The 11,749-nt window shown below is 65.2% G+C and carries 9 protein-coding genes and 1 riboswitch; all 9 genes read right to left on the bottom strand.

Annotated elements, in window-relative coordinates; translation table 11 throughout:
- Window positions 1–2,976: cobaltochelatase subunit CobN (cobN, locus tag QN397_RS23370; protein ID WP_323502023.1), on the bottom strand; the 2,976-nt coding region annotated here is incomplete at its 3' end.
- An 18-nt stretch (window positions 2,977–2,994) separates the two neighbouring features.
- Complete coding sequence (cobW, locus tag QN397_RS23365; RefSeq protein WP_323502022.1) at window positions 2,995–4,056, bottom strand: cobalamin biosynthesis protein CobW; 1,062 nt, start codon at window positions 4,054–4,056, stop codon at window positions 2,995–2,997.
- Window positions 4,057–4,113: 57 nt separating this feature from the next.
- Window positions 4,114–4,686 (bottom strand): cob(I)yrinic acid a,c-diamide adenosyltransferase, encoded by a 573-nt coding sequence (cobO, locus tag QN397_RS23360; protein ID WP_323502024.1) that lies wholly within the window; start codon window positions 4,684–4,686, stop codon window positions 4,114–4,116.
- 11 nt (window positions 4,687–4,697) lie between these two features.
- Window positions 4,698–6,011 carry a cobyrinate a,c-diamide synthase gene (locus tag QN397_RS23355; RefSeq protein ID WP_323497590.1) on the bottom strand — a complete coding sequence of 438 codons (1,314 nt, stop codon included), beginning with the start codon at window positions 6,009–6,011 and terminating at the stop codon, window positions 4,698–4,700.
- Window positions 6,012–6,203: 192 nt separating this feature from the next.
- A riboswitch (cobalamin riboswitch) is annotated at window positions 6,204–6,469 on the bottom strand.
- 207 nt (window positions 6,470–6,676) lie between these two features.
- Window positions 6,677–7,942: an MFS transporter gene (locus QN397_RS23350; protein WP_323497589.1), complete on the bottom strand. Its 1,266-nt coding sequence runs from the start codon at window positions 7,940–7,942 to the stop codon at window positions 6,677–6,679.
- A gap of 62 nt (window positions 7,943–8,004) precedes the next feature.
- Entirely contained in the window at window positions 8,005–10,236 is a 2,232-nt protein-coding gene (gene pbpC, locus QN397_RS23345; RefSeq protein WP_323497588.1) for a penicillin-binding protein 1C, read from the bottom strand.
- Window positions 10,237–10,261: 25 nt separating this feature from the next.
- Entirely contained in the window at window positions 10,262–10,651 is a 390-nt protein-coding gene (locus QN397_RS23340) for a nuclear transport factor 2 family protein (protein ID WP_323497587.1), read from the bottom strand.
- The gene (locus tag QN397_RS23335; RefSeq protein ID WP_323497586.1) at window positions 10,648–11,037 is read right to left on the bottom strand and encodes a DUF4345 family protein; all 390 of its coding nucleotides are present in this window, start codon (window positions 11,035–11,037) and stop codon (window positions 10,648–10,650) included. Before QN397_RS23335 ends, QN397_RS23340 begins: the two co-directional genes overlap by 4 nt.
- Window positions 11,038–11,155: 118 nt before the next feature.
- A complete protein-coding gene (locus tag QN397_RS23330) occupies window positions 11,156–11,662 on the bottom strand; it encodes a hypothetical protein (protein ID WP_323497585.1) in 507 nt (168 codons plus the stop codon).
- Window positions 11,663–11,749 lie beyond the last annotated feature (87 nt).

Genomic DNA, 11,749 nt, shown 5'->3' with positions numbered 1-11,749 from the left:
CAGATCGATCACGTTGGGGAAAGCATCGCGAAAGAAGCCCGATACACGCAAGGTCACGTCGACGCGGGGTCGGTGACGGATGGCCATTGGCAGCACTTCTACGTCGACCACCCGTGCACTGCCATCGGCCCACTTGGGCCGCACACCCAACAACGCGAAAGCCTGCGCCACGTCTTCGCCGCCGGTGCGCATGGTGCTGGTGCCCCATACCGACAGCCCGACCTCGCCGGGCATCGTGCCGTGGTCCTGCAGATGGCGTTCGATGAGCCGTTCGGCGGCGGCCGCACCCATGGCATAGGCCGTGGGTGTCGGCACGGCGCGGGTATCGACGCTGTAGAAATTGCGCCCCGTCGGCAGCACGTCGGGCCGACCACGCGATGGCGCACCGCTGGGGCCGGGCGGCACGAAGCGACCGGAGAGTCCGCGTAGCAACTGCGTCATCTCTTGCGGCCCGCAGGCGTCGAGCCGGGGGAGCAGTACTTGGCGCAGGCGTTGCAGCACCGGGGCGGTGTGTGGCCAGGCTGTGGCATCGAATGCCTCCGGATCGGCCTTTGGTGTAGCTTGATCGGACATCACCTGTTCGGCCACCAGACGCGAGGCCAGCCTTTCCAGCCGTTCGCGTGTGTGTCCGGCATGACGCCAGACATCGTCGCTGAGCTGCTGCAGCGCCGGCGGGCGCGGTCCCTGCCACGGCGCGGCCCAGTCCGGGCCGAGCACGTTGAACCCGTCCACCCCGTCGAGTGCCAAGTCTTGTGCCAGCGCCAGCAGCAGACTTTTCTGACCCGCCACCGTGCCTGCTGAAAAGCGCGCTAGCGCGACCAGCGTGTCGATGCGTTGCCGACCCTGTGGAGAGCTGCCGAGGGTGTGCAGGCCGTCGCGAATTTGCGATTCCTTGATCTCGCAAAGATAAGCGTCCAGTCCCTTCAACAGGCTGTCGCGCGCGGTGTCGTCTGCCGGCCGGGCAAAGCCCAGCTCCTCGTGCAAGCCTTCTCGCAGCGTGCGTTCGAGGATGTCCTCACGCAGCCGCCGCGCGCGCCGCGGGTCGAGAGACAAGGCCTCGTAGTACTCGTCCATCTGGCGCTCGATCTGCTGCAGCGGGCCGTAGGTCTCGGCGCGCGTCATGGCAGGCATCAGGTGGTCGATGATCACGGCCTGGGTGCGTCGCTTGGCCTGGCTGCCTTCGCCTGGGTCGTTGACGATGAAGGGGTACAGGTGCGGCAGCGGGCCGAGGATGGCATCGGGCCAGCAGGCTGCGCTCAGCGCCACGCTCTTGCCGGGCAACCATTCGAGGTTGCCGTGCGTGCCGACATGCACCATCGCATCCACCGCGAAGGCGCGACGCAACCAAAAATAAAACGCCAGGTAATGGTGCGGTGGCACCAGGTCGGCGTCGTGGTAGCTGGCCGACAAATCCATGTCGCGTCCGCGCGCCGGCTGGATGCCGACGAAGACATGGCCGAAGCGCAGACCGGCGATGGTGAAACGACCGCTGCGCAGCGTGGGGTCCTGTTCCGGCGCGCCCCAAAGGGCGTTGACGGCAGCGCGGCTGTCGGCTGGCAGCAAAAGGAAGTCTTCCAGGTAATCAGCCATGGCGAAGCTCTGAGCGGCGGGCCGGGCGTCGTTGGCGACACGGTCGTTGGTGATGCCGCGCAACAGCGAAGCGATCAGCGCGTCACCGCTGGCCGGCAATTCTCCGGTGGCGTAGCCTGCCGCTTGCAGCGCATGCAGCGCAGCCACGGTCGAGGCGGGTGTGTCGAGCCCCACGCCGTTGGCAATGCGTGAATCGTCGATCGGGTAATTGGCCAGGATCAGCGCAATGCGCTTGTCGGCATTGGGCTTCTCGCGCAGCACGCACCAGCGGCGTGCCAGTTCGGCCACGAAGGCCATGCGCTCGGGTTCGGCTTCGTAGCGCACCACGTCGAGTTCGGTGCGTTCGCAACGCCAGGCCATGCCCTTGAAGCTGATGGCGCGCGTAAGGATGCGGCCGTCGACCTCGGGCAGCACCACCTGCATGGCCAGGTCGCGCGGCGCCAGACCGTGTGCGTCCGCCAGCCACTGCTCATGCGAGCAGCCGGCGGTGATAAGTTGCAACACAGGGGCATCGCCGGCCAGGGTCGCGGACGCTGCATTCGCATCTCTTTCATCGCCCAGATCGCTGCCGTCGATCGACGCGGTGGCAAAGTTGGTCGCGTTCAGCACGATCGCCACTGCGTGTTCCGCGACCAGCGCTTGCACTGCGGCATGGCTTTCAGGGTTCTTGAGGGAATCGACGGCAAGAGCCACTGCGTTAAGGCCGGCGGTGGCCAGCGCTTGCAACATCACATCGAAAACCGCCGTGTTGCCGGCGAGCAAATGGGCGCGGTAGAACAGCAGGAGGGCCACGGGTGCGCCCGATTTCCACGGTGTGCGGCTGGTGATGGCCTGGGGCTCGTACCGCACGGCGCTGGGCAACGGCACCGGCACCGGCGGCCGCCCGCCGAGGCCGAATGCGGCATGGGCGATCAGCGAAAAAAAGGCCTTTGCGTTGTCGCGCCCGCCTTCGCGCAGGCAGCGCCACAGGTGGCGGCAATCGTCTTGCTGTGCGGTGCTGCGGATCAGTAGTTGCGCGTCCTCGAAGGCATCACCCGAGAACATCGCCAGCCACTGGCCCCGCTCGCGCGCCAGCGACATCGCACGTTCCACCACGTAAGCCCAGTCGCTGGGGCTGCCGAGGTGGTCGATCACGATCACGCGGGCATGGCGCAGCACGTCGTCGACGTACATGTCGACGGAGGCTGGCTGGCGCAGCCACATCAGGTTGGCCAGGCGAACGCTGGGGTAGTCGGGCCCGAGCTGGGCGGCCACATCGGCGAGCAGCGAGAGCGTGGTGTCCGCCGCGCTCAGCACCACGATCGAGGCGGGCGTCTGCTCGACGCGCACGACGCCCTGGCCACCGTCTTCAACGTGGCCGCCCGGGCGTGTGGACATCAGGTGCATGAGAGTCCTTGGGTGATTTCAGGAATGAACGCTGGCCGACAGGTCGCGGTCCAACTCGGCCTGCAGCACTACAGCGTTCAGACCGGCGCCGATCAGCACCAGGCGCGACTGGCGCATCTCGTCGCCGCGCCACGCCCGGTCGAAGTAACTGTCGAAGCGCGTGCCCACGCCCTGAATCACCAGTCGCATGGCCGCACCGGGCAGCGAGACAAATCCCTTGACGCGGTAGATCTCGTGGCGTCCGACCAGGTCTTGCAGCACCGTCAGCAGCCGCGCCCGATCAAGCACCTGCAAATTCACCGAGACGGAATCGAAGGCATCGTGGTCATGGTCTTCTTCCGCGTCATGGTGCGTCTTGCGTTGGTCGATCACGTCTTCGACCGCACGCTCCAGGCCCAGCAGCACGGCCAGGTCGATGCGGCCATGCTGGGCATGCAGCAGCTTGACGCCCGGCGCTGTCTCCAAGCGGATGGCAGCTTCGACGACGGCCAGCGCTGCAGTGTCCATACCGTCGGTCTTGTGCACGATCACCAGGTCGGCGGTAGCGAGCTGGTCTTCGAACAACTCGTGCAATGGCGAGTCGTGGTCCAGGTTGTCGTCGGCGCGGCGCTGGGCGTCAACCGCCACCGGATCGTCGGCGAAGCGGCCGGCCGCCACGGCAGGCGCATCCACCACCGCGACCACGGCATCGACGGTGAAGGCGTTGCGCAACGCGGGCCACTGGAAGGCCTGTACCAGCGGCTTGGGCAACGCCAGGCCGGAGGTCTCGATCACCAGGTAGTCGATCTGGTCGCGGCGGGCAGCAAGCTGCTCCATGACCGGGGCAAACTCTTCCTGCACGGTGCAGCACAAGCATCCGTTGGCCAATTCGAACAACTGGCCGTTGGGCGCGCCGGTCTCGTCGCAGCCGATGCCGCAGCCTTTCAGCAATTCGCCGTCGATGCCTAGCTCGCCGAACTCGTTGACGATCACTGCGATGCGCAGGCCTTGGGCGTTTTGCAGCAGGTGACGCAGCAGAGTGGTCTTGCCACTGCCGAGAAAACCCGTGACGATGATGGCGGGGATCTTGCGGGATTGCATGGTCGATTCCTGAATGGGCTGAGTGAGCGTAGAGAAGTCAGGCGAGCGACGAAGTGACTAGTCCTCGATGCCGCGTTGTGCCGGCACACCTGCCTTGAAGTGGTGTTTGATCAATGCCATCTCGGTCACTGAATCGGCGATGTCGATCAGTTCCTGCGGCGCATTGCGGCCAGTGAGCACCACATGCACATGCCATGGGCGCTCGCGCAGGCAGGCCAGTACCGGGTCGAGCGACATCCAGCCATAGCGCAGCGGATACATGATTTCGTCGAGCACCACCAGGGAGTGCGCGCCGGCTCGCACTGTGGCCTCGGCACGGGCCCAACCCGCGCGCGCGAGTTCGGCCGAATGTTCCAAGTCGCGGCTCTTCCAGCTAAAGCCGTCGCCCAGACCTTCGATAGGCATGCCCAGTTGCTCGAATAAGCGGTGCTCGCCAAAGCGCGCCGTGGGCACTTTCATGAACTGGTAGATCTTGACTGTTTCGCCTTGGCCGGCAGCGCGCAGCGCGAGCCCGAACGCGGCTGTGCTCTTGCCTTTGCCGGGGCCGGTGTGCACGGTGACGCGGCCGTGCGATGCACCCTGTGGTGGTTGAGTGTCGTGCAAGGGCTGCGGTGCTCGCTCGGTGGACATTGGAGACAAGGTCATGGCTTGAACAACGCGGCGATGGCCAGTGGGTTGCTCGGAAAGTACAGGTGCATGAACGAAGCGAACAAGCGGCCTTGGTGGAATACGGCTTCGGGCCGACCATGTTGGCGCTGAGCCACGGTGTGCAGCGTGGCCGGCAACGTTGTCGCAATGCGTCCATGGTGGAAGGTATGACCGCGCACCTGGCCTTGAGGCAGCACCAGGCTGTGCATGCCGAGATTGACGAGCCGATCGGTCATGACGCCCTGGCCGGGCAGCAGGCCCATCATCGGCGAGCTGTGGCCTGCCTTGTCGCTGAGCGTCTCAAGCAGTGCGAGCATGCCGCCGCACTCTGCGACCAGGGGCCGGCCAGCAGCGTGGTGCGCATGGATGGATTGGCGCGCGGCGGTGTTGTTCGCCAACGCCTGCAAGTGCAATTCCGGATAACCGCCGGGCAGGTACAGCGCTTGAGCTGCAGTCGGCACCGGTTCGTTGGCTAAGGGCGAGAAGAAGCACAGCTGTGCGCCCAGGGCACGCAGTGTGTCCAAATTAGCGGGGTATAAAAATGAAAAGGCAGCGTCTCGCGCGATGGCAATCGTGGTGCCGCTCAGCAGTGCAGGGAGCACCAGATTGTCCGAGGCGAGCGGTGTCTCGAACTGAACAACTGGCGGGATGGGCAACTCCCCGTTCTCGCCGAGCGCCAGTGCGGCAGCTGCAATCCGCTCGGCCATGTCACCGACTTCTGCAGCCTGCACCAGCCCTAAGTGACGCGCGGGCAACCCGTAGTTTCCGCCACGCGGCAGCGTGCCATACCAGGTCATGCCGGCAGGCAAGCTTTCCCGCAACATCTGCGCATGGCTCGAGCTGCCGACTCGGTTGGCCAGCACGCCGATCAGTTGCAGGCCGGCTCTGTAAGTGGCAAGCCCGTGCGCCACGGCACCGAAGGTTTGCGCCATCGCCGAGGCATCGATCACGGCCAACAGCGGCAGGCCGAAACGCAATGCGAGATCAGCACTCGACGGCGTCCCGTCATGCAAACCCATCACGCCTTCGACCAGGATTAGATCGGCCTGAATGGCGGCGTCGTAGAGCAATTCAGCACAGTGCGCTTCGCCACCCATCCATAGGTCGAGCTGCTGCACTGGCGCGCCGCTGGCGCACTCCAGCACCATGGGGTCGAGAAAGTCTGGGCCGGTTTTAAACACCCGCACGCGGCGGCCTCGGCTGCGGTGCCAGTGCGCCAGCGCGGCAGTGACCGTGGTCTTGCCTTGGCCCGAAGCCGGGGCAGTGATCATCAGCGCGCGGCAGGACACGGCAGTGGCTGTGCTCATCCCGTGACCTTCGTTTGCACGGGGACAGCATTTCGGACCATGCGTAGATGCATGGCGTCGCCATCGCCCACAAACTGGCGGAGCAGAGTCACCTCAAGCGACCTGAAAGGGAAATAAATGATGATGGAAACACCGCACTGGACATGCTCGCCCGCTTCCCCGCAGGCATGCACCGCAAGGCGCATCATTCGCATGACGCACCACCTCATTGGCCGGTATCCGGGCTGGCGAAGACGACCCGTATTCCCTTCCCGGGCCGTCGCTTTCGCGGCGTTCACCTAGTGGGCACTTAATACGAGCTGCAAGCACTAGGCTTGCGTCCGCTTACCGTTGCGGGGGCAGCTCAGGTTCGGGCGCCGAAGCACGTCCACTCAGACATACACGGCATCCCATCCTGATTCCCGTTGAACTGCTTTGACCTGAAAACCAAAGCGAGCACCAACCGTTAAATTATAGGGGAGCCTGCCTTGGTGACCTCACCCAAACGGCCCACCGAGCGCGCCCCAGCCTGATCCTGTCCAGGCCTCCGTGACAGATGCGCCCATCCCCTGCAGCGCCAGGTCGTGGATCTCAAGGGGCAGCGCAATGCTCATGCGGCCATACGCTTCAAAGCAACGCCCAGCCGATTCTTAAAAAATCGCCGGCATCGACACCCGCACCGCGCTCTAGCGACTGCCGCCCAGCGCGGGCACCGTCACCGCCCCCACGTGCAGCATGCGACCCGCGCCAAGCCCGGCCACCACCAGCGCCACGCCGAGCCCCACGAACAGCCACGCCGCCGCCGCGAACCCGCCGGTCCACCCGCGCAGCAGACCCACCAGCAGCGGGCCGAGGGCCGCGACCATATAGCCCACGCCTTGCGCCATGCCCGACAGGTGCGCCGCCACATGTGCATCGGGCGAACGCAGCACGATGAAGGTCAACGCCAGTGCGAATGAGCCGCCTTGCGCAATGCCGAGCAGCACGGCCCAGACCCAGATGCCCGACAGCGGCGCCAGCAGGCAGCCCAGCATGGCCGCGACGATGAGCACGGCCAACACCACGGCCACTCCGACCTGATTGCGGAACTTGACTGCGATGGCCGGCACGACGAGGCAGGTGATCACCTGCGTGATGATCGACAGCGACAGAACGTAGCCTGCCGCCGCATCGCCAAGGCCACGCTCCCTCAGGATTGGCGCGAGCCAACTCATGACGATGTACGCGAGAGCCGATTGCAGTCCCATGAAGAAAGTGACCTGCCACGCCAGCTTGTCGCGCCACAGGCCACGCACGGTGTAGGCAGCTTCGCTGGCGACTGGAGCCAGCGACCATGCTTGCGGCGCCCACAGCAGGGTGACCACGCCGGCCGGCACGGCCCACAGCGCCAGGGCCCAGGTCCATCCACCGCCCATGGCATGTTCGAGCGGCACGGTAAAGCCGGCTGCGGCAGCGGCACCGCCACAGACCGCCATGGTGTAGAGCCCCATCATCAGCGCGGCCTGCTTTGCGAAGTCGCGCTTGACCAGGCCCGACAGCAGCACGTTCGACACCGCGATGCCAGCGGCCGCGATGGCCGATGCGACGAACAGCAGCCCGACACTGCCGCTGCCGCGCAGCAAGGTGCCGATGAAGATCAGCGCCATGCAACCGAGCAGCGTCCGCTCGGTGCCGAAGCGGCGGCCCAGCGATGGCGCCAACGGCGCGAAGACGCCGAGGCAGACCACGGGCAAGGTCGTCAGCAAGCTCGCTGCGGTGGACGACAAACCGGTGGCAGCGATGATCTCGGGCAGCACCACCGAGAGGCTCGCAAACACCGGGCGCAGGTTGAACGCGATCAGCACGACGCTGAGGCCGAGCAGCAAGCGACTGGAGCGGGTGATGGCAGGGGTGGGGGATGGTGCCGGTGCGTTGTCGCACTCGGCATCGATCAGCAGGTCGACGGAACTCATTGCTTCGATTAAAGCGCACGCGACGAAGTCTGTCCGGACAGCGGCCCAGGCACTGCAGCGGCTCAGCGTTTCGGTGCGGGTGAAATGACGCCGGCGCCGCGTACTTCAAGCTTGATCTCGTCTTGCACCTTGCCGGCCGCATCGACCAATTGAATGGCGTGCCGTCCCGGCCAAGGCAACCATTGCGCGCTGGCACCGCGCGCAAACGGCTTGCCGTCGATCTGCCAACGCAGGGCCGAGCCTTCGCCCGCTCCGCTCTCGAAGCGCACGCGCTGGCGGTTCGGCGGGATGTCCGGGTCGAGCGCGATGATGGTGCCGGTCGATGGTGACGTGATGCGTGCGGAGCCACCGTCGCGCCCCGACTTTCCGGGGGCCGAGTCGAGCGCGAATTCGGCCTGCTCGGTGCCTTGCAGAAACCACTCGTCGCGTGCCGCTTCGAGCAGCCCGCCGTCGTTGCCGTTGCCGCTCCCGAACGTCACATGCGTGCGAACGAGCCCGGTCGGTGGCGTCGGCGCACGGCTCGGTTCGTTGGCATGGAGGAAGCGCATCACCTCGGCCCACACCGGCGCCGCGCCGCTGGTGCCGCTCACGTCCCACATCGGCGCGCCGCTCGCGTTGCCGACCCATACGCCGACGGTGTAGCGCTGCGACCAGCCGAGTGCCCAGTTGTCGCGCATGTCTTTGCTGGTGCCGGTCTTCGCTGCTGTCCAGAAGCGCGTCGACAAAATGCTGTCGAGCCCGAAGGTCCGTGCCCGCGCGTTGGCGTCGGAAAGGATGTCCCCCACGATAAACGCCGCACCCGCATCGACCGCGCGCACGGCTTGCACCTCTTCTGTTTTGCTCCTTCCCCCGATAGGGGAGGGCAGGGATGGAGACAGCCCCGCAACGACTCGCGTCTCCCCGAACCGTCCCCCGTTCGCCAACGTCCGATACCCGTTGGTCAACGCCAGCAACGACACCTCCGCACTCCCCAACGCCAGGCTGTACCCGTAGTAGTCGCCGCTCTCCTTCAACGGCACGCCCGCGACACGCAGTTGCCGCGCGAAGGCTGCCGGCGACACCATGACAAGCGTGCGCACTGCCGGCACGTTGAGCGATGCAGCCAGCGCGGTGCGCACCGACACCGGCCCCTTGAATTGCCGGTCGTAGTTCTGCGGGATGTAGAGTCCGCCGGCCGTGGCGATCTGTGCCGATGAATCATCGAGCAGCGATGCGGCGGTGAGCCGCCGCTCGGCCAATGCTTCGGCATAGAGCAGCGGCTTCAAGGTCGAGCCCGGCTGCCGCTGCGCTGTCACGCCGTCGACCTCCGCTGCCCGGCTCAACACACCCGACGAGCCGACCCATGCGAGCACATCACCGTTCGCGTTATCGAGCACGACGAGTGCGCCGTCTTCGACATGGCGTCCGCGCAGTTCGCGCAAGTGGCGTTGTAGCGAGGCGAGAGCAAAGCGCTGCAACGGCGCCCGCAAGGTGGTGGTAATTTCGTCTTTCTCCCGCTCCCTCAACACTCTTCGCGCCAGATGCGGCGCAATCCCCTCGTTCGAATCGAACGCCCGCTTCTGCAACGCCGCACTAGCGAACATGTCCATCACTTCGCAATCCGACTTGCTTCGCTCCGGCTCCATCACGCGCAGTACTTCGCAAGCGCGTTGCGCCACGACGCCCGGCTTCGCGTTCGGAGCCCTCACCAACGCCGCGGCCACTGCCGCCTCGCGCGCATCGAGCCCGTGCGGCGCCTTGCCGAACAGCGTGCGCGAGAGCGCATCGATCCCGACGATCTCGCCGCGAAACGGCACGGTGTTGAGGTACGCCTCCAGCAGCTGGTCTTTGCGCCAACTGCGTTCCAGCTGCGCCGCAGCCACCGTTTGCCCGACCTTCTGAGAGAAGCTGCGCCCGCTGCTCGTGCGTCGCAGGTCGTCGTCGAGCAGGCCGGCCAATTGCATGGTGATCGTCGAGGCGCCGCGCGTTTTCGTGTTCCACAGATTGCCCCATGCGGCCGACGATGCCGCGCGCCAGTCGACACCGCTGTGTTCGTAGAAGCGCTTGTCTTCGCTCAGCACCATCGCGGTACGAAGGGCGGGCGATACGTCGTCGAGCGTGATCCATTGCCCGCGCCGCACGGTCGGATCGATGCGCACCCGTTGCAGTAGTTCGCCATGGCGATCGAGCACGGCGACGTCGGATGAGCGGAAGTCGCGCTTCACTGCATCGAACGTCGGGACCGCAGCGGCCGTTGTGACTGCCGCCAACATGCACAGCAGCGCAGCGAGCGGTCTGGCGATGGTGGCGCGCATGTGAATCCAGGCGGGTATTCGGTGGCTATTGCTTCGCCTGCAGCAGGACGCCCATCTTCTGGTGAATCAGGTTGATCGCCTTGAGTGGCCGCAACATCACCTTGAACTCGACGATCTTTCCCTCGTCGTTCCACTTGATCATGTCGACGCCGTTGACCGCGATGCCATCGATGTTCACCTCGAACTCCAGCACTGCATCGTTCGGCCCCACCACTTCGCGGACGTAGCGGAACGTTTCGTTGAAGAACACGTGAAAGGCGGCGGACAGGTACTGCGCCGTGACCGCTTTGCCGGCCTGCGGTGTGTGCACTACGGGCGAGTAGAAAACGACGTCGTCTGCCAGCAGATCCTTCAGCCCTTTGGTGTTGCGAGTCTTGACCAGCTCGTGCCAAGTGGTGAGCGTTGCATGTGTCATTTGGAGCCGATGTAGTGCGCGATCGCGATGATGAAAGGCAGGACCAACTCAGGGATGAGATAGCCCAACCAGACGGCTGTCGGCTTCGGCAAACCGACCTTGCTGATGGAGACCAGTCGACCCACGCCAGCCAGCAGCACACCGAGCGCGAGCAGGTATACCAGTGTGTCTTGCTGGCGAATGGTGATGCCGGCCCACAGGCTGATGACGCCAGTGGAGAAATAGACGCCCGCCATGAATCGGTGAACGTTGTCCAGCCGCGGTGACGTGTCGGGCTGGCCTAGAAACATTTGCAGCGTACCGCCGGACAGGGCGATCGCCGCGACGAGAAAGAGGCAGACCCGAACCACGAGTTGGCTGGCAAGTAGCGGGTCGCTGGCAGTCATGGGGCAGTCTTTCGAAGGGCCAGCCGTTTTAGTTCACCGGCTTGCCGAACGCAAGCGGGCAGCGCTGGACGCTACACCGCTTGCTTGCCTGTGTCGCCGCCCCTGCAGCGGCGCGAACTTAGTTCGTGCTCGACGCGGAGAGTGGACGCGCCAAAGCCATTTGGGCAGGCGTCAGCGTCTCAGTCGAGACGATCGTCAACGAGTCGTTCGATTGCGAGACCTTGCCGGTCTTGGGCACCAGCGTGCCGGTGACCGAATCCGGGAAGGTATACATCGCGCCGCTGACCGGATCGACGGCCAGCATGCCGATCAGTCCACCGAACAGGATGTTGCCGATGTACCAGCCACTCACTGCGCTGGTGAGCGTCACCTCTTGTGGCGCGAAGCCGTCCTTGGCCAGGGAGACCACGTAGGTTTCCGACTTGAAGTAGCCCGCGCCGCGGTTGAGCGTCACTGTGACGGGGGTCGTTCCGGTGTGGATCTTTTCGCCGGCACGGTTGGTCACTGAAACATTCGCTCCAGGCGGAACGCTGTTCAGCGTGATGCTCTGGGTCTTGCCATTGAAGATGCTCGCGCAGCCCGACAAGGCAAGCAGGGCCATAGCGGCCACCAAGGTCTTTTTCATTTATCACTCCCTTTTGTTGAAGGAGCGAGCCTAGTTCGCCCCTTCACCGTCACAAAGGAAGCGATGCCAGATTTGTCACGGTTCGGG

It is taken from the genome of Variovorax sp. RTB1 (assembly GCF_035018765.1).
GTDB lineage: Bacteria > Pseudomonadota > Gammaproteobacteria > Burkholderiales > Burkholderiaceae_C > Variovorax.
This window is presented reverse-complemented; position numbering and strand designations above follow the sequence as displayed.